Source organism: Pseudomonas sp. BNK-7 (genome assembly GCF_048072025.1).
GTDB lineage: Bacteria > Pseudomonadota > Gammaproteobacteria > Pseudomonadales > Pseudomonadaceae > Aquipseudomonas > Aquipseudomonas danubii.
Window position 1 is genome coordinate 3,219,127 of the sequence record NZ_CP182252.1, and the last position, 19,024, is coordinate 3,238,150.

The 19,024-nt window shown below is 60.9% G+C and carries 14 protein-coding genes; 10 read left to right on the forward strand and 4 right to left on the reverse strand.

Annotation, left to right across the window (positions count from 1 at the left end):
* Positions 1 to 179 precede the first annotated feature (179 nt).
* The gene (gene rlmM, locus ACMGF8_RS15015; protein WP_102863789.1) at positions 180 to 1,253 is read left to right on the forward strand and encodes a 23S rRNA (cytidine(2498)-2'-O)-methyltransferase RlmM; all 1,074 of its coding nucleotides are present in this window, start codon (positions 180 to 182) and stop codon (positions 1,251 to 1,253) included.
* A 153-nt stretch (positions 1,254 to 1,406) separates the two neighbouring features.
* Positions 1,407 to 1,658, forward strand: coding sequence for a sulfurtransferase TusA (gene tusA, locus ACMGF8_RS15020; RefSeq protein WP_047302965.1), 252 nt, complete (start codon positions 1,407 to 1,409; stop codon positions 1,656 to 1,658).
* Here the strand turns inward: tusA and ACMGF8_RS15025 are convergent.
* The gene (locus ACMGF8_RS15025) at positions 1,655 to 3,064 is read right to left on the reverse strand and encodes an MATE family efflux transporter (RefSeq protein ID WP_115581955.1); all 1,410 of its coding nucleotides are present in this window, start codon (positions 3,062 to 3,064) and stop codon (positions 1,655 to 1,657) included. The two genes, tusA and ACMGF8_RS15025, sit on opposite strands and share 4 nt — an antisense overlap.
* Before the next feature lie 188 nt (positions 3,065 to 3,252).
* On the opposite strand from ACMGF8_RS15025, the gene pdxB reads away from it, so the two are divergent.
* The gene (gene pdxB, locus ACMGF8_RS15030; protein ID WP_250329359.1) at positions 3,253 to 4,395 is read left to right on the forward strand and encodes a 4-phosphoerythronate dehydrogenase PdxB; all 1,143 of its coding nucleotides are present in this window, start codon (positions 3,253 to 3,255) and stop codon (positions 4,393 to 4,395) included.
* A gap of 75 nt (positions 4,396 to 4,470) precedes the next feature.
* On the opposite strand, the gene ACMGF8_RS15035 is transcribed toward pdxB, so the two are convergent.
* Positions 4,471 to 4,650, reverse strand: a complete 180-nt coding sequence (locus tag ACMGF8_RS15035; protein ID WP_102863786.1) for a PA1571 family protein — start codon at positions 4,648 to 4,650, stop codon at positions 4,471 to 4,473.
* A 259-nt stretch (positions 4,651 to 4,909) separates the two neighbouring features.
* On the opposite strand from ACMGF8_RS15035, the gene ACMGF8_RS15040 reads away from it, so the two are divergent.
* Complete coding sequence (locus ACMGF8_RS15040; protein WP_162884122.1) at positions 4,910 to 6,688, forward strand: ABC transporter transmembrane domain-containing protein; 1,779 nt, start codon at positions 4,910 to 4,912, stop codon at positions 6,686 to 6,688.
* Between the two features lie 135 nt (positions 6,689 to 6,823).
* Here ACMGF8_RS15040 and ACMGF8_RS15045 read toward each other — a convergent pair whose 3' ends face one another.
* Positions 6,824 to 8,752 carry a transglycosylase SLT domain-containing protein gene (locus ACMGF8_RS15045; RefSeq protein WP_416760091.1) on the reverse strand — a complete coding sequence of 643 codons (1,929 nt, stop codon included), beginning with the start codon at positions 8,750 to 8,752 and terminating at the stop codon, positions 6,824 to 6,826.
* Between the two features lie 213 nt (positions 8,753 to 8,965).
* Between ACMGF8_RS15045 and ACMGF8_RS15050 the strand changes: the two genes are divergently transcribed.
* Positions 8,966 to 10,885 carry an ATP-binding cassette domain-containing protein gene (locus ACMGF8_RS15050; RefSeq protein ID WP_102863783.1) on the forward strand — a complete coding sequence of 640 codons (1,920 nt, stop codon included), beginning with the start codon at positions 8,966 to 8,968 and terminating at the stop codon, positions 10,883 to 10,885.
* Positions 10,886 to 10,972: 87 nt separating this feature from the next.
* On the opposite strand, the gene ACMGF8_RS15055 is transcribed toward ACMGF8_RS15050, so the two are convergent.
* Complete coding sequence (locus ACMGF8_RS15055) at positions 10,973 to 11,410, reverse strand: universal stress protein (protein ID WP_047302975.1); 438 nt, start codon at positions 11,408 to 11,410, stop codon at positions 10,973 to 10,975.
* Positions 11,411 to 11,511: 101 nt separating this feature from the next.
* On the opposite strand from ACMGF8_RS15055, the gene ACMGF8_RS15060 reads away from it, so the two are divergent.
* The 5 genes from ACMGF8_RS15060 (at position 11,512) to topA (ending at position 18,920) form a co-directional block, all read left to right on the forward strand.
* On the forward strand, positions 11,512 to 11,949 hold the full coding sequence (locus ACMGF8_RS15060; RefSeq protein ID WP_250329362.1) for a hypothetical protein: 438 nt from the start codon (positions 11,512 to 11,514) through the stop codon (positions 11,947 to 11,949).
* Between the two features lie 556 nt (positions 11,950 to 12,505).
* Entirely contained in the window at positions 12,506 to 14,653 is a 2,148-nt protein-coding gene (gene fadB, locus ACMGF8_RS15065; protein WP_416760094.1) for a fatty acid oxidation complex subunit alpha FadB, read from the forward strand.
* Positions 14,654 to 14,681: 28 nt separating this feature from the next.
* Positions 14,682 to 15,857, forward strand: a complete 1,176-nt coding sequence (gene fadA / locus ACMGF8_RS15070; RefSeq protein WP_416760096.1) for an acetyl-CoA C-acyltransferase FadA — start codon at positions 14,682 to 14,684, stop codon at positions 15,855 to 15,857.
* Positions 15,858 to 15,956: 99 nt separating this feature from the next.
* Complete coding sequence (locus tag ACMGF8_RS15075) at positions 15,957 to 16,193, forward strand: DUF1653 domain-containing protein (protein ID WP_102864102.1); 237 nt, start codon at positions 15,957 to 15,959, stop codon at positions 16,191 to 16,193.
* A gap of 114 nt (positions 16,194 to 16,307) precedes the next feature.
* Entirely contained in the window at positions 16,308 to 18,920 is a 2,613-nt protein-coding gene (topA, locus tag ACMGF8_RS15080) for a type I DNA topoisomerase (protein ID WP_102863778.1), read from the forward strand.
* Positions 18,921 to 19,024: the final 104 nt, after the last annotated feature.

The following is a 19,024-nucleotide window of genomic DNA, read 5'->3' on the forward strand; positions in this document are numbered from 1 at the left end:
CGGGCCTGTGATACGGACAGAGGGTTAACCTAGCTCTGTTTGGGGCTTATAGCTAATCACTGGACTCCTGGGGTCAGTCCAAGGTTCCGAACTCGGTTATGATGCGCCGGTTTTCGTGACAGGCTTTGCTACAGGGCAGGTTTGCGCATCGATTCGTCGCCATTTGCCCAGGAGATTCAATGAACACCCTGTTTATCCATTGCCGGCCCGGTTTTGAGGGCGAAGTCTGCTCCGAGATCGCCGACCACGCGGCTCGGCTGAATGTCGCCGGCTACGCCAAGGCCAAGCCCAGCACTGCCTGCGCCGAGTTCATCTGCACCGAGGACGATGGCGCCCAGCGCCTGATGCAGGGGCTGCGCTTTGCCGAACTGATCTTCCCCCGGCAGTGGGCCCGCGGCGGCTTCATCGAGTTGCCGGAAACCGACCGCATTAGCGTGATCCTGGCCTACCTGGCCGGCTTTCCCCAGTGCGGCAGCCTGTGGCTGGAGGTGGTGGATACCAATGACGGCAAGGAATTGTCGAACTTCTGCAAAAAGTTCGAAGGTCCGCTGCGCAAGGCCCTGAGCGCTGCCGGCAAGCTGGTGGAGGATGCCGCCAAGCCGCGCTTGCTGTTGACCTTCAAGAGTGGGCGTGAAGTCTTTGTCGGCCTGGCGGATGCCGGCAACTCGGCCATGTGGCCGATGGGCATTCCACGCTTGAAGTTCCCCCGGGAAGCGCCAAGCCGTTCGACCCTGAAACTGGAAGAGGCCTGGCACCACTTCATCCCCCGGGATCAGTGGGATGAGCGTTTGCACAGCGACATGACCGGGGTCGATCTGGGTGCGGCGCCAGGGGGCTGGACCTGGCAGTTGGTCAATCGCGGCATGCTGGTGACCGCCGTCGATAACGGCCCTATGGCTGAAAGCCTGATGGACACTGGCCTGGTGCAACACCTGATGGCGGACGGCTTTACCTTCAAGCCGCGACAGCCGGTGGACTGGATGGTCTGCGACATCGTCGAGAAGCCGGCGCGCAACGCCGCACTTCTGGAAACCTGGATCGGCGAGGGCCATTGCCGCGAGGCCGTGGTCAACCTGAAGCTGCCGATGAAGCAGCGTTATGCCGAAGTGAAGCGTTTGCTGGAGCGGATTGAAGAGGGCTTCAAGGCGCGGGGAATTCGGGTGGCGATTGGCTGCAAGCAGCTGTATCACGACCGCGAGGAAGTGACCTGCCATCTGCGGCGCCTGGATGTGAAAAAGCCCAAATCGGCGTAGCCCTCGTCATAGCGTCGGATGCCCCGCAGGAGCCCGCTTCTACATAAGCAGGCTCCTGGGCGTGGGGTGTTGTGGCGACGCCCGCAGGAGCCCGCAACTGATGACCCGATGGCACCATTGCGCGACAATGGCCGCCTGTTTCAGGAGTGAACCATGAGTCAAATCATCGATACGCCGGTTGACGGCACCCTCGACGCCACCGGCCTTAATTGCCCCGAGCCGGTGATGATGCTGCACCAGCACATTCGCGACCTGCCCGCAGGCGGGCTGCTGAAGGTGATCGCCACCGACCCTTCCACCCGCCGCGACATTCCCAAGTTCTGCGTGTTCCTCGACCACGAACTGGTGGCGCAGCAGGAAGAGGCCGGCACCTACCTCTACTGGATTCGCAAGAAGCTCGATTAACCCGCCGAACGGCCGATGCGGATCTGCTTGCGCGCACTGCGTGTCAGGCGGATCAACAGCATCAGCGCGGCGCAGGTCAAGCCGGCAATCAACCCCTCCCACAGACCGCTCGGGCCCCGGGCCGCTCCGAACCAATCGGTCAGGCCCAGGGCGTAGCCCACCGGCAAACCAATCCCCCAGTAAGCGAACAGGGTCAGGATCATGGTCACCCGAGTGTCCTGATAGCCGCGCAGTGCGCCAGCGGCGGTGACCTGAATGCCATCGGAAAACTGGAACAATGCCGAGTACACGATGAGCATCGAGGCTACCTGGATCACCATCGGGTCGTTGGTGTAGATCGAGGCGATGGGTTCACGCAGCAGGTACATCAGGCTTGCCGACAGGCAGGCGTAGGCCAGTGCCGCGCCCATGCCGACTCCGGCGCTGAAGCGTGCGTCGCGCGGTTGCTGACGGCCCAGAGACTGGCCGACCCGCACCGTTACGGCCATGGCCAGGGAGTAGGGGATCATGAACATCAGGGCGCTGACGTTGAGGGCAATCTGGTGTCCGGCCACTACCGTGGCACCCAGGCTGCCGATCAACAGGGCGATGACCGCGAAGATGCTCGACTCGGCGAACACCGCGATGCCGATGGGCAGGCCGACACTCACCAGGCGTTTGATCACCGCCCATTGTGGCCAGTCGAACCGGCTGAACAGCTGGATCTTGCGATAGGCCGGTGCCCAGTGAACCCAGCCGGCCATGCCCAGCATCATGGCCCACATCACGATCGCCGTGGCCCAGCCACAGCCGACGCCGCCCATGGCCGGCACACCGAAGTGGCCATAAATGAAGATGTAGTTGATGGGGATGTTGAGGGCCAGGCCACAAAGCCCGATGACCATGCTCGGCACTGTGCGGCCCAGGCCGTCGCTCAAGCAGCGCAGCACGTAGTACAGCGCTACAGCCGGCAGGCCGCTGGCGATGCCGTGCAGATAACCCATGCAGGGCTTGATCAGTTCCGGATCAACCTTCATCAGGTGCAGTATCGGTTCGGCGCTGATCAATATCAGCGTGGCCGAGAGGCCCGTCACTACCGCCAGCCACAGGGCCTGGCGCACCACTGGACTGATCTCGTGCAGCTTGCCGGCACCAAAGCGCTGGGCCACTTTGGGTGTGGTGGCCAGCAGGGTGCCGGTCATCAGCAGGAACACTGGAATCCAGATTGAGTTGCCCAGGGCTACGGCCGCGAGATCCCGCGGACTGACTCGACCGGCCATGACGGCATCGACAAAGCCCATTGCGGTGGTGGCCACCTGGGCAATCATGATGGGCAGGGCCAGTCGCAGCAGGTCGTGCAGTTCGCGGCCAACCCGTGCAGGGCGGCTGGTGGCTGGGGTGATGGGGGTGTCGGTCACGGAATTCACGGGGCGTAGCGTCCATAGGCGTGTTGCGCGGGACGCGACAGTCTACGCGTTGACACTCTGGTCAGGAAAAAATCCAGTGTTGTGGATTTGTAATGGCCGGCCGCGGGGAAATGAGCGCTCGACCTCAAGCCGCGCTGGCTCGGCCTGTCATCTGCGCCTACACTGCGGCTCCGCACGAGGAGCCAGCCATGTTGATTGTTGCCGACGAAAATATTCCCCTGATCGAAGAGTTCTTTGCCGGCTTCGGCGAGATCCGGCGTTTCCCCGGGCGTGCCATTGATCGGGCGACCGTGGAGCAGGCGGATGTGTTGCTGGTGCGCTCGGTGACTCAAGTCGATCGCCAATTGCTGGAAGGCAGTCCGGTGCGGTTTGTCGGCACCTGCACCATCGGCACCGATCATCTGGACCTGGATTACTTCCAGCAGGCGGGTATCAGTTGGTCCAGTGCGCCGGGCTGCAATGCCCGTGGCGTGGTGGATTATGTACTGGGCAGCCTGTTGACCCTGGCCGAGATCGAAGGGGCGGACCTGGCTCAACGCTGTTACGGCGTGGTGGGGGCTGGTGAAGTCGGCGGACGCCTGATCAAGGTCCTGCGCGGTCTGGGTTGGCAAGTCCTGGTCTGTGACCCGCAGCGACAGGCAGCGGAAGGCGGCGACTACGTCAGCCTGGAGCAATTGATCGAGCGTTGCGACGTCATCAGCCTGCACACGCCACTGGCTCGGCATGGCGAGCATGCCACCTGGCACCTGCTGGATCGCCAGCGCTTGAACCAGCTCAAGCAAGGTACCTGGCTGATCAATGCAGCCCGTGGCCCGGTGGTGGATAACCAGGCACTGCGTGAAGTGTTGCTGCAGCGTGAGGATTTGCAGGCGGTGCTGGATGTCTGGGAAGAGGAGCCGACAGTGGATCGCGAGCTGGCGGACCTGTGCGTGCTGGCCACGCCCCATATCGCCGGCTACAGCCTGGATGGCAAGCAGCGTGGCACGGCGCAGATCTACCAGGCCTACTGCCGCTTCCTTGGTCAGGCCGAACAGGTCAGCCTGGCCACCTTGCTGCCGGCGCCCTGGGTGCCGCAAGTCAGCCTGAATGCCAATGCCGATCCGGCCTGGGCCCTGGCGATGATCTGCCGGGCGGTGTATGACCCGCGCCGTGATGATGCGGATTTTCGCCGTAGCCTGGCGGATGATGTCGCCCAGCAACGCAGCGCCTTCGACGGCCTGCGCAAGCATTATCCGGAGCGTCGCGAGATTGACGGGCTGCAGGTGCGGATTCAGGGTGATTCGCCAGCCCTGAGCCAGATCGTTCGGGCCCTGGGCGCCAGCGAAGTCTGAACCCGTTCAAGCAGTATTGCGCGGGCATAAAAAACCCGGCCGTCTGGCCGGGTCAAGAGGACATGAGGCTGATTGTCAATCTTGCCGAGCAGGCTTGACCAGTCGCTTTTCCAGCTCGCGGCAGGCGTTCTGGATCATTTCTTCAGTAATAGGTACTTCGCGACCCTGGGCGTCGATGATGGCACACCCCAGAGACTGGTTCGGCTGGGTACGGATTACTTGAATCTTGTCATTGCTGCTGTGTTGCAAGGACATGGCCTGTCTCCTCATCAGGTTGTGTGCTTACTCTAGAATGGCCGGGTGACCAAGCTGTTACAGACCGCCGCAAGGGCTGGCCCGGCGACTTCACTCCAACAGAAATGCCCGGGGAGTGCCAGCCACGGATTAGACCGATAATCTCTAGGCGCTAGTGTCAGCGGTCATAATCAACCTGACTCATTGTGATTTAGCAAAGTTCCTGCGAATTCCTCTCGTTGCCGCCGCTGCAACGGGTCAGTCGCCGGTGCGTCAATGGATGAACTGCATGCTCTCTTCTCGTCACCGCCGGGCGTTGCATCTGGCCAGCCGTTTTATCGCTCCCTACCGTTGGCAGGCGCTCGGCGCCCTGCTGGCATTGATTGTTACTGCGGGCATCACCTTGTCCATGGGGCAGGGGATTCGCCTGTTGGTGGACCAGGGGTTCATGACCCAGTCCCCGCATTTGCTGAACCAGTCCATTGGCCTGTTCCTGCTGCTGGTCCTGGCCCTGGCGATAGGCACGTTCGTGCGTTTCTATCTGGTGTCCTGGATCGGCGAGCGCTGCGTGGCGGACATCCGGCGTCAGGTGTTCAATCACCTGATCTACCTGCATCCCGGCTTCTACGAGAACAATCGCAGTTCGGAGATCCAGTCGCGACTCACGGCGGACACCACCTTGCTGCAGTCGGTGATCGGTTCTTCGCTGTCGTTGTTCCTGCGGAATGCCCTGATGGTGTTGGGAGGGATCGTCCTGCTGTTCGTCACCAACCCCAAGCTCACCAGCATCGTGGTGGTGGCCTTGCCGCTGGTGCTGGTGCCGATCCTGATTTTCGGCCGCCGGGTGCGCAGCCTGTCGCGCTTGAGTCAGGACCGGATCGCTGATGTCGGCAGCTATGTGTCCGAGACGCTGGGGCAGATCAAGACGGTCCAGGCCTACAACCACCAGGCCCAGGACGAGCAGCGCTTTGCCGTGACGGTGGAGCAGGCCTTCGATACCGCGCGCAAGCGTATTGTCCAGCGCGCCTGGCTGATCACTCTGGTGATCGTCCTGGTCTTGGGCGCGGTGGGGGTGATGCTCTGGGTAGGAGGCATGGATGTGATCGCCGGGCGTATTTCCGGCGGTGAGCTGGCGGCTTTCGTGTTCTACAGCCTGATTGTCGGTAGCGCCTTTGGCACCTTGAGTGAGGTCATTGGCGAACTGCAGCGCGCTGCCGGAGCTGCGGAGCGGATCGCCGAACTGCTGCGGGCGGAGAACATTATCCAGGCGCCCAGTAGCGGTCTGGTGAGTTTGCCGGCACGTGTGCAGGGCGATCTGGAGTTGGACGGCCTGAGCTTTTCCTATCCGTCAAGGCCGGACCGCTACGCCGTCGATGGCCTTAGCCTGAAGGTTCAGGCCGGAGAAACCCTGGCGTTGGTCGGGCCGTCGGGGGCAGGCAAATCCACCCTCTACGATCTGCTGCTGCGTTTCTACGACCCGCAGCAGGGGCGGATATTGCTGGATGGGGTGCCCCTGACCCAGCTCGATCCGCTGGATCTGCGGCGCTGTTTTGCCCTGGTGTCGCAAAGCCCGGCGCTGTTCTACGGCAGCATCGAAGAGAACATCCGCTATGGCAATCCTGGTGCCACCCTGGCCCAGGTCCAGGAGGCGGCGAAGATCGCCTATGCCCACGAGTTCATCGAGCAGATGCCAGAGGGTTATCAGACTCACCTGGGGGATGGCGGACTGGGACTTTCTGGCGGACAGCGGCAACGCCTGGCAATTGCTCGAGCGCTGTTAGTGGATGCGCCGATCCTGTTGCTGGATGAGGCCACCAGCGCCCTGGATGCGCAGAGTGAGCATCTGATTCAGCAAGCCTTGCCCAGTCTAATGAAGAACCGCACCACCCTGGTGATCGCCCATCGCCTAGCCACGGTGAAGAATGCCGACCGGATTGCGGTCATGGATCAGGGCAGGCTGGTGGCGGTAGGTACTCATCAGCAACTGATCGCCAACAGTCCGCTCTATGCGCGATTGGCGGCCCTGCAATTCAACGACGGCCCTCAGGCATCTGCGTAGGAGCCGGCTTGCCGGCGAAAGCGGCCATCAAGCTGGTGCCGAGTCCGAAGGCCTGTTTGCCGGCATGCCAGCTCCCGCAATGGGTGGCCGCCCAATAAAAAGCCCGCATCGCTGCGGGCTTGTAGAAGGCTGGCCTCACTGATCGTCGAAGTAGCGCTCATGCCAGTCCACCAGCGGCTGCGGTGAGTTGAGCTTCTGGCCGTAGATCACCGAGTAGGACAGCACGTTCTGCACATACTGGCGGGTTTCGTCGAAGGGAATGCTTTCCACCCACACGTCGAAACTCAGGTGGTCGGCGCCCTTGAGCCATTGCCGCACCCGTCCAGGACCCGCGTTATAGGCCGCAGATGCCAATACCCGGTTGCCGTTGAACTGGCTGTGGACCTGGCTCAGGTACGCCGCGCCCAATTGGATGTTCTTGTCCGGGTCCAGCACTTGCTGGGGAGAGGCCAGGGGAATGCTGAACTTGCGCGCAGTTTCCTTGGCGGTACCAGGCATCAGTTGCATCAGGCCGCTGGCGCCCACGTGGGAACGGGCATCGTCCATGAAGGCGCTTTCCTGGCGGGTGATGGCGAACACCCAGCTGGAATGCAGGCCGCGGACCTTGGCTTCGCGCACCAGGGTGTCGCGGTGAGCCATGGGGAAGCGGATGTCCAGGTCATCCCAGTACTGGGCCTGGCTGATGGTGCGAATGGCCGGGAAGTACCATTTCAGGTCGTAGGCCAGCCTGGCCTGGGCCACCATTTCGTCACGGTTGAAGTGCCGGCTGACGTGGTACCACTCACGGCGCCCATCAACGATCTGGCCCCGGGCATGGAATTCCAGGGCGCGACGCACGCCCGGAGTGTTGCGCACTTTGTTGATGACTGCCTGGCTCAGCATCAGCGGCTGGTTGTTCAACTGATAAGGGGCCTTGGCGTGATCCGCGGCGAGGAATCCGTAGAAGTCACGCTCCCGGGCCAGGCCTTTGAACAGCGCCAGGGCCTGGGGATTCTTCGGCTGGGCCAGTTCCAGGCTGCGCGCCTGCCAGTAGCGCCAGCGGTTGGTGCTGGCCAGGTCCTGAGGCAGCTTGCGGGTCAACTGGTAGGCATCTTCCCAGCGCGCCAGACGCAGTAGCAGGCGCAGGCGCCATTCGGAGACGGTGTTGTCCCGCAGCTCTGGGTCGTACTTGGTCATGACTTCCAGGGCGCGGCTGTCGAAGCGCCGGGCCAGGGTCAGGCCGATTTCGCGGGCAATGGCCACTTTTTCGTCACGTGAGAAGTGCATGCTGCTGGCATAGCCGTCCAGCAGGGCCATGGCCTTGTCCGGGTCCTGGCGAGCCAGTCGGCGCAAGCCGAGGCCGACCACGTCGGACATCGCCTCATCGGCGGGCTGGAAGCGCGAAGGCTGGCTCAGCAGCTCCGGCTTTTGTGCCACGTCCACCAGCAGACGGCCCTGGGGCGCGAGGGTGGTCATGCTCTTGACCAGGCTGTTGGCCAGAGGGTAGTTGCGGGCTTCGGCCGCCAGCTTGGCCCGCTGCCAGCGCTTCTGTTCGGTCAGTTGGCCTTCAGCGGCCCATTGGGCGAACAGCGCGTCACAGGCGGCCGGTTGGGATTTGCCGGTCAGCCAGAGCTTTTCGGTAGCGGCGTAGCCTTCGGCCTTGAGATTGTGTCCCAACTGGTACTGGCCATTGAGGCAGTCCAGCTCGGTGAAATTGAGTTTCGGGTCGTAGTACTTGGTGAAGGTCGCCCAATCGCCGCGTTCGGCCAGCCAGCGCAACCAGCGCAGTTTCATCCAGTTGGCCTGGGGCAGATCGCCATGTTCGGCGAGGAATTTCTCGATCTCGGCGTTGCTGGCGGATTTCAGCCGGGCAGTCAGCTCGTCATAGGCCAGGTAGGGTTCCAGCGGGTAGTCGCGCAGCGCATCGGCGTAACGGAAGTAGGGGCCGGAATCACCCTTGGCCAGGGCGCGCTTGGCTTCATCGTAATACTGGCGTTGTAGAGTCAGGTCTGCCGCCTGGGCGGATTGGACGGCTGCGGCGGTGAGAAGCAGGCAAGATAAAACACTGAAAAGGCGACTGCGCATGAGACATCCGGGCAGAGAAATCATGACAAGTGCCGACAAGGCCAACACTGATTGTTCACTAGCTTAGCCTTTTGCCAGCAACCGGTGAAAGCTTTGCCGAGCCCTTGGCATCAGTTGGCAACAAAAGTGCCTTCGGGGTTGCCGGTGGCGAAATAGCGGGCCTTCTGAGGGCGCAAGTCAGGTAGAATGCGCGCCCGGTTTTTGGAGAAGAACATGACCCTGCTCAAATTCAGCGATGTGTCCCTTGCTTTCGGCGCCATGCCGTTGTTGGACAAGGTGTCCTGGCAGATCGCCCGTGGTGAGCGGGTGTGCATCATCGGCCGTAACGGTACTGGCAAATCCAGCATGATGAAGCTGGTCAAGGGCGATCAGAAGCCCGACGACGGCTCCGTATGGCGCGCACCCGGTCTGAAGATCGGCGAATTGCCTCAGGAACTGCCTGTGGCCGACGAGCGGACCGTGTTCGACGTGGTTGCCCAGGGCCTGGACGGTGTCGGCGAGCTGCTGGCCCAGTACCACCACCTGAGCCAGAACATTGTCACCGACGCCGATCTGGAAAAACTGATGCACGTCCAGCACGACCTCGAAGCCCGTGACGGCTGGCGCCTGCAGCAACTGGTGGACAGCACTCTGAGCCGCCTGCAACTGCCAGCCGACAAGACCCTCGCCGAGTTGTCCGGTGGCTGGCGGCGTCGCGTGCTGTTGGCGCAGGCCCTGGTATCCGAGCCGGATCTGCTGCTCCTCGACGAGCCGACCAACCACCTGGACATCGGCGCCATTGCCTGGCTGGAAGAGGCGCTGAAGGATTTCCAGGGCGCGGTCCTCTTTATTACCCACGACCGTTCCTTCCTGCAGAACCTGGCCACCCGCATCCTCGAACTGGATCGTGGCGGCCTGATCGATTGGAACGGCGACTACGCCAGTTTCCTGGTGCACAAGGAAGCCATGCTGGCGGCGGAAGAAACCGCCAACGCGCTGTTCGACAAGCGCCTGGCCCAGGAAGAAGTGTGGATTCGCCAGGGCATCAAGGCCCGGCGTACCCGTAACGAAGGCCGCGTGCGTGCGCTCAAGGCGCTGCGCGTGGAGCGCAGTGAGCGTCGCGAGCGTACCGGCAAGGCCAACATTCAGCTGGAAACCGCCGACAAGTCTGGCAAGCAGGTAATGGTGCTGGAGAATGTCAGCTTCGCTCACCCGGACGGCCCGTTCCTGGTCAAGGACTTCTCCATGGTCCTGCAGCGCGGCGATCGCATTGGCCTTCTGGGCGCCAACGGCACCGGCAAGACCACCTTGCTCAAGCTGATGCTCGGCGGTCTGGTGCCGAGCAGCGGCAAGGTGGAAGAGGGCACGCGGATCGACGTGGCCTACTTCGACCAGTTGCGCCACCAGTTGGACCTGGAAAAGACCGTGATCGACAACGTTGCCGAAGGTCGCGACTTCATCGAGATCGATGGCCAGAGCCGTCACGTGCTCAGCTACCTCGGTGATTTCCTGTTCAGTCCGCAACGTGCCCGTACGCCAGTCAAGGCCCTGTCCGGCGGTGAGCGTGCCCGTCTGTTGCTGGCCAAGTTGTTCAGCAAACCGGCCAACCTGCTGGTGCTCGACGAGCCGACCAACGACCTCGATGTGGAAACCCTCGAGCTGCTGGAAGAAGTGTTGCTGACCTTCCAGGGCACCGTGCTGATGGTCAGCCACGACCGGGCCTTCCTCGACAACGTGGTGACCAGCACCCTGGTCTTTGAAGGCGAAGGCAAGGTTCGCGAGTACGTTGGCGGTTATCAGGACTGGTTGCGCCAGGGTGGCTCGCCGCGGCTGCTGGGGGTTACCGAGAACAAGTCCGGCAAGGCCGAACTGAATTCCGCCGTGGTTGCGCCGGTGCAAGCCGCAGCGCCAGCCCCCGTGCAAGAGGCTCCGGCGAAGAAGAAGCTCAGCTACAAATTGCAGCGTGAGCTTGAGGCGCTGCCGGGGCAGATCGATGCCATGGAGCAACAGATTGCCGGGGTCGAGGCGGAGATGGCTGATGCCGGTTTCTATCAGCGTCCGGCGGCTGAAACCGCTGCGGTCATTGCCCGGCTGGAGCAGTTGAATGCCGAGCTGGAGCAGATGGTCGAGCGCTGGGCCGAGCTGGATGCCTGAGTGACCGGTGTTTGATAAAAAAGCCCGACTTTAGCGTCGGGCTTTTTTTCGGAGCAGTGACCGGTCTGGTAACTGTCGGGTGAGGGCTTAGCGTTTGGCCAGGTGCACAGCCAACACGTCACACGGTGCGCCGTGCAGGACGTCATTGGCGGTGGAGCCCAGCAGCAGGGCCAGGCCATGACGGCCGTGGCTGCCCACCACAATCAGATCGCATTCCTGTTCCTTGGCCAGGTGATGTATTTCCTGGCGCGGTTGTCCATAGGTCAGGTGACTGTATTCCTTGGTCAGCTCCGGGTACTTGTGGATCAGCCGGTCCAGGCGTTCCCTGGCCTGATCGAACTGTTGCTGCTGCAGCTGCGAAAGATCCATGGGCACGTCACCGCCGAAGGCCATGGCCATAGGTTCGACGATGTGCACCAGGGACAGCTTGGCTCCATTGCTCACCGACAGCTCGCGAGCACGGTGGATAACAGGATCGCACTCTTCGGTTAAATCTACGGCGACCAGAATATGGTGGTAGGACATGAGGCGCTCCTCCTGAGGATTGCAATAGCTTCAAGTATGGCTGGTTTCAAGCGGGTTGGTTCCACCCAGGCCCCGCTCATCTAAAAATCGAGAGTACTGATATGACGGTCTGGATAGTGGTGTCAATCCTTGCGGTGGTTCTGAGCCCGTTGGCGTGGCTGCGGCCCTCGCGCCGCCAGAGCGGCTTGATCGCCCTACGCCTGGAGGCGCGGCGCATGGGGTTGGCCATGCAACTGGCGCCCCAGGAATGGCCGCACTGGTTGGGGCAGGAGCCGCCCAATCCTTGCCCGCAATACCACCGGCCGAGGCGCAGCGCACAATCGGCTTGCTGGAGTTACTGGCAGATAGCCCCTGGTAGCTGGGTCAACCAGTGGCGTGAACCCTGTGTCGATGAGTTGCTGCTCCAGCATCTGCAGACCTTGCCGCCAGGGGTCTTCAAGGTTGAAGCGGACAAGCAACTGATCGCCCTGTACTGGAGCGAGCGCGGCGAGGCCAGTGTCTTGCAGGATATCGCCTCGGTGCTCAAGGCCTTGGCCTGAAGTCATGGGGGAGGGCGCCCGCGGCAATCGTGGGCGTTTGGCAATAAAAAGCCCGACTCAGCATCGGGCGGGATGGCCAGGCAGGCCGGTAATCTCGTTTGAGCCACCCTGGGGTGGCTTCTTGCTGTCTGGGCTGTGCCCCTATTTGATAAAACTTTCTGACCTTTTCTTCAGATATATCTCCAGCTTAGTCGCTATCGTTCCCTGTGGGCTGACGATTTAGGGCGATTTTTCTAAATATTGATCCTATGAATGGCGATGAATGCAGGGGTGTGTTGATCATCTGGGGAGCAGTGAAGTGACCGCAAAGTCGCGTTTCAAACAGCGTTTTGTACGATTGACAATTGCCGGATTTTCCCTGAATGTGGCGTACCCAAATCAAACGGGCGTATGAAATGAGCGTTTGTATCTCAGGCGGCTCTATACAGAATCCCGACTATCGCGTTGGCGGGTGTGCCTGGCGGATTGGCGTTAGCATCGACGGTGACGTTAGTGCCAAGCCAGAAGTCAGCGTCCGACGTGTACTGTTCAGCTTCCATATCGTGGAGATCAGTTGATGATTTACGAAGGTAAAGCCATCACGGTTAAGGCTCTTGAAAGTGGCATCGTCGAATTGAATTTCGACCTCAAGGGTGAGTCCGTCAACAAGTTCAACCGTCTAACCCTGAATGAATTGCGTCAGGCTGTTGACACCATCAAGGCAGATGCTTCGATCAAGGGCGTGATCGTCAGCAGTGGCAAGGACGTATTCATCGTCGGCGCCGACATCACCGAGTTTGTCGATAACTTCAAGCTGCCGGATGCCGAGCTGGTGGCAGGTAACCTCGAAGCCAACAAGATCTTCAGCGATTTCGAAGACCTCAACGTGCCGACCGTTGCCGCGATCAATGGCATCGCCCTGGGCGGCGGCCTGGAAATGTGCCTGGCGGCGGACTACCGCGTCATGGCGGCCAGCGCCAAGATCGGCCTGCCGGAAGTCAAGCTGGGCATCTACCCGGGCTTCGGCGGTACCGTGCGTCTGCCGCGCATCATCGGTGCCGACAACGCCATCGAGTGGATTGCCGCCGGCAAGGAAAACCGTGCTGAAGACGCGCTGAAAGTCGGTGCCGTCGATGCTGTGGTTGCTCCCGATAAACTCAAGGACGCCGCTCTGGCCCTGGTTAAGCGCGCTATTTCCGGCGAGTTCGACTACAAGGCCAAGCGTCAGCCGAAGCTGGAAAAACTCAAGCTCAACGCCATCGAGCAGATGATGGCTTTCGAAACCGCCAAAGGTTTCGTCGCCGGTCAGGCAGGCCCGAACTATCCGGCGCCTGTTGAAGCGATCAAGACCATCCAGAAGGCCGCCAACTTCGGCCGCGACAAGGCTCTGGAAGTGGAAGCCGCCGGCTTCGTCAAACTGGCCAAGACCTCTGCCGCACAAAGCCTGATCGGTCTGTTCCTGAATGATCAGGAACTGAAGAAAAAGGCCAAGGCCTACGATGAGATCGCCAAGGACGTGAAGCAGGCCGCAGTACTCGGCGCCGGCATCATGGGCGGTGGCATTGCCTACCAGTCGGCCTCTAAAGGCACGCCGATCCTGATGAAGGACATCAACGAACACGGTATCGAGCAGGGTTTGGCGGAAGCTGCGAAACTGCTGGTCGGTCGCGTTGATAAAGGCCGCATGACTGCCGCGAAAATGGCTGAAGTGCTCAACGGCATTCGTCCAACCCTGTCTTACGGGGACTTCGGTCACGTCGACCTGGTGGTCGAGGCGGTGGTCGAGAACCCTAAGGTCAAGCAAGCGGTATTGGCTGAAGTCGAAGGTCAGGTCAAAGAGGACACCATTCTGGCGTCCAACACTTCGACCATCTCCATCAGCCTGTTGGCCAAGGCCCTCAAGCGTCCGGAAAACTTCGTCGGCATGCACTTCTTCAACCCGGTGCACATGATGCCTCTGGTGGAAGTGATCCGCGGCGAGAAGTCCAGCGAGCTGGCCGTTGCCACCACCGTTGCCTACGCCAAGAAAATGGGCAAGAACCCGATCGTGGTCAACGACTGCCCGGGCTTTTTGGTCAACCGCGTTCTGTTCCCGTACTTCGGCGGTTTCGCCAAGCTGGTCAGCGCCGGTGTGGATTTTGTGCGCATTGACAAGATCATGGAAAAATTCGGCTGGCCAATGGGCCCGGCGTACCTGATGGACGTGGTCGGCATCGACACCGGTCACCACGGTCGTGACGTGATGGCTGAAGGCTTCCCGGATCGCATGAAGGACGATCGTCGTTCGGCCGTGGACGTACTCTACGAAGCCAAGCGCCTGGGCCAGAAGAACGGCAAGGGTTTCTATGCCTACGAAACCGACAAGAAGGGCAAGCAGAAGAAGATCGCTGATCCGTCGGTGCTGGAAGTGCTCAAGCCAATCGTCTACGAGCAGCGTGAAGTCACTGACGAAGACATCATTAACTGGATGATGATCCCGCTGTGCCTGGAAACCGTTCGTTGCCTGGAAGACGGCATCGTCGAAACTGCTGCCGAAGCTGACATGGGCCTGGTCTACGGTATTGGTTTCCCTCCATTCCGTGGTGGTGCGCTGCGCTACATCGATTCCATCGGTGTTGCCCAGTTCGTTGCCCTGGCCGACCAGTACGCCGATCTGGGCGCGCTGTACCACCCGACCGCGAAGCTGCGTGAAATGGCCAAGAACGGCCAGAGCTTCTTCGGTTAAGCGCCCACACTAGAGCGAGAGTGAACATATGAGCTTGAATCCTAGAGACGTCGTGATTGTCGACTTCGGTCGTACTCCGATGGGCCGCTCCAAGGGCGGCATGCACCGCAACACCCGCGCCGAAGACATGTCGGCGCACCTGATCAGCAAACTGCTGGAACGCAACACCAAGGTCGACCCGGCGGAAGTCGAGGACGTGATCTGGGGCTGCGTCAACCAGACCCTGGAACAGGGCTGGAACATCGCGCGCATGGCGTCGCTGATGACCCAGATCCCCCATACTTCGGCTGGCCAGACCGTCAGCCGTCTGTGCGGTTCGTCCATGAGTGCGCTGCACACTGCAGCGCAGGCGATCATGACCGGCAACGGTGACGTATTCGTCGTGGGCGGCGTCGAGCACATGGGCCACGTGAGCATGATGCACGGTGTCGATCCGAACCCGCACATGTCCCTGTACGCGGCGAAAGCCTCGGGCATGATGGGCCTGACCGCCGAGATGCTGGGCAAGATGCATGGCATCACCCGTGAGCAGCAGGATGCCTTTGGCTTGCGTTCCCACCAGCTCGCCCACAAGGCGACCGTGGAAGGCAAGTTCAAGGACGAAATCATCCCGATGCAGGGCTATGACGAGAACGGTTTCCTGAAACTGTTCGACTACGATGAAACCATTCGTCCCGAAACTACCCTGGAAAGCCTGGCGGCCTTGAAGCCGGCGTTCAACCCCAAGGGTGGCACCGTGACTGCCGGTACTTCGTCGCAGATCACCGACGGCGCTTCGTGCATGATCGTGATGTCGGCCCAGCGTGCCCAGGATCTGGGCATCCAGCCGCTGGCAGTGATCCGTTCCATGGCGGTGGCGGGTGTGGACCCGGCGATCATGGGCTATGGTCCAGTACCGGCCACGCAGAAAGCCTTGAAGCGCGCAGGCCTGAGCATCAACGACATCGACTTCTTCGAGCTCAACGAAGCTTTCGCTGCACAGGCTCTGCCAGTGCTGAAAGATCTGAAAGTGCTCGACAAGATGAATGAGAAGGTTAACCTGCACGGCGGCGCGATCGCCTTGGGTCACCCGTTCGGTTGCTCCGGTGCGCGTATCTCCGGGACCCTGCTCAACGTCATGAAGCAGAATGGCGGCACCTTCGGTGTGTCCACCATGTGCATCGGCCTTGGCCAGGGCATCTCGACCGTCTTCGAACGCGTTTAAGCGTTGGGTTGATGGAAGCCGGGGCCCTGTGCCCCGGTTTTTGTTTTTCTGAAGATTTATTTGTTTTTATTTTGAAAAAAATTGCACGAGGGCCAGAGCATGCAGTTACAACCTGGGCTCTATCAGCATTACAAGGGGCCGCAGTACCGCGTTTTCAGCGTGGCGCGGCACTCGGAAACGGAAGAAGAAGTAGTGTTTTACCAAGCCCTGTATGGGGATTACGGTTTTTGGGTGCGACCCTTGAGCATGTTCCTGGAGTCGGTCGAAGTTGACGGCGAGCAGGTCCCACGCTTTGCTTTGGTGCAGGCCGAACCCAGTCTTTTTTCACCGACGTAAGTGCAGGTCGCGCAGTACCCTGCGCTTGACCTCACCTTGTTGCCACTATATATAGCGGGGCCGCGTCAGGCGCCAACCGCCTTTCACTTCTCGAATTCAGGAATTTTCTGATCCATGGGCAAATCGCTGGTCATTGTGGAATCCCCGGCTAAGGCCAAGACCATCAACAAGTACTTGGGCAACCAATACGTGGTGAAGTCGAGTATCGGCCATATCCGAGACCTGCCCACCAGCGGTTCGGCGAGCGCCGCCAAAGAGCCAGCCGCCAAGCGTGGCAAGGCCGCTGCGGGCGAAGCCCCGGCCTTGTCGCCGAAGGAAAAAGCGCGCAAGCAGCTGGTTTCACGCATGGGCGTCGACCCCGAGCATGGCTGGAAGGCCAAGTACGAAATCCTTCCCGGCAAGGAAAAGGTCATTGAAGAGCTGCGCCGCCTTGCCAAGGATGCCGACACCATCTATCTCGCAACGGACTTGGACCGCGAAGGGGAAGCCATCGCCTGGCACCTGCGGGAAGCCATCGGCGGTGACGACAGCCGCTACAAGCGCGTGGTGTTCAACGAAATCACCAAGAAGGCGATCCAGGAAGCCTTCTCCCAGCCCGGCGAGCTGGACATTCATCGGGTCAACGCTCAGCAGGCCCGTCGCTTTCTTGATCGCGTGGTGGGCTACATGGTTTCGCCGCTGCTGTGGGCGAAGATTGCCCGTGGCCTGTCCGCCGGTCGTGTGCAGTCGGTAGCCGTGAAGCTGGTGGTGGAGCGCGAGCGCGAAATTCGTGCCTTTATCCCGGAAGAATACTGGGAAGTTCACGCTGATCTGGGCACCGCCAAGGGCTCGAATGTGCGTTTTGAAGTGGCCCGTGAAAACGGCGAGGCCTTCAAACCGCTCAATGAAACACAGGCCATGGCTGCCCTGGAGAAGCTCAAGGCTTCGGCCTACAGCGTCGCCAAGCGCGAAGACAAACCCACCAGCAGCAAGCCGTCGGCGCCATTTATTACCTCCACCCTGCAGCAGGCCGCGAGCAACCGCCTGGGCTTCGGGGTGAAGAAGACCATGATGATGGCCCAGCGTCTGTATGAGGCTGGCTACATCACCTATATGCGTACCGATTCCACCAATCTCTCGGCTGATGCCGTGGCGATGGCGCGGACCTATATCGAAGACGAGTTCGGCAACAAGTACCTGCCGGCCTCGCCCAACGTCTACAGCAGCAAGGAAGGGGCCCAAGAGGCGCACGAAGCGATTCGTCCGTCCGACGTGAACACCCATCCAAGCAAACTGTCGGGCATGGAACGTGACGCTGAGCGGCTCTACGAGCTGATCTGGCGCCAGTTCGTTGCTTGCCAGATGCTGCCGGCGCAATACCTGTCCACTACCGTCAGCGTGGCCGCTGGCGACTTCGAGCTGCGCGCCAAGGGCCGTATCCTCAAGTTCGACGGCTACACCCGGGTCATGCCGCAGATCAGCAAGCCAGGTGATGACGATGTGCTGCCGGACATGGCGCAGGGCGAAGTGCTGAAGTTGATCAAGCTCGATCCAAGCCAGCACTTCACCAAGCCGCCGGCGCGCTATTCCGAAGCCAGCCTGGTGAAGGAAATGGAAAAACGCGGCATCGGTCGTCCTTCGACCTATGCGGCGATCATTTCGACCATTCAGGATCGCGGCTACGTAACCCTGCACAACCGTCGGTTCTATTCGGAAAAGATGGGTGACATCGTCACCGAGCGTCTCTCCGAAAGCTTCTCCAACCTCATGGACTACGGCTTCACCGCCGGCATGGAAGAGAACCTCGATGACGTGGCCCAGGGCGAGCGCGACTGGAAGAACGTCCTTGACGAGTTCTACGGCGACTTCAAGAAGAAACTCGAAGTGGCCGAGGGCGCTGACACCGGCATGCGCGCTAATCAGCCGGTGATGACCGATATTCCGTGCCAGACCTGCGGTCGGCCGATGCAGATTCGTACCGCTTCCACCGGCGTGTTCCTGGGTTGCTCGGGCTACAGCCTGCCTCCGAAGGAGCGATGCAAGGCCACCGTCAACCTGGTGCCGGGCGATGAGATCGCTGCGGACGACGAGGGCGAATCTGAATCCCTGGTACTGCGCGGCAAGCACCGTTGCCCGATCTGCAGCACGGCGATGGACGCTTACCTGCTGGATGAAAAGCGCAAGCTGCACATCTGCGGTAACAACCCGGATTGCGCCGGTTACGAGATCGAAGAGGGCAGCTACCGGATCAAGGGCTATGAAGGCCCGAGCCTGGAATGCGACAAGTGCGGGAGCGAGATGCAGCTCAAGACAGGCCGTTTCGGCAAGTTCTTCGGTTGCACCAATCCGACCTGCAAGAACACTCGCAAGCTGCTGAAAAGCGGCGACGCGGCGCCACCGAAGATGGACCCGGTGAAGATGCCTGAGCTCAAGTGCGAGAAGGTCAACGACACTTACATACTGCGCGATGGTGCTTCGGGTCTGTTCTTGGCCGCCAGTCAGTTCCCGAAAAACCGCGAAACCCGCGCGCCGCTGGTGCTGGAGCTGATCCCGCACAAGGACGAAATTGATCCGAAGTATCACTTCCTTTGCGAAGCGCCGAAAAAGGACCCGGACGGTCGTCCGGCGGTGGTGCGCTATAGCCGCAAGACCAAGGAGCAGTACGTGCAGACCGAGGTTGATGGCAAGCCGACCGGCTGGCGTGCGTTCTACGACGGTGGTACCTGGAAGGTCGAAGACAAGCGCTAAGCACTGTTTGTGTCGAGGGGCTTGCTCCTCGATGTAGCGCTGTACAGGGCCGCATGATTCCGTTGGGAGTCATGCGGCCTTTCTTTTGCCTTGCGGTGCGCGGG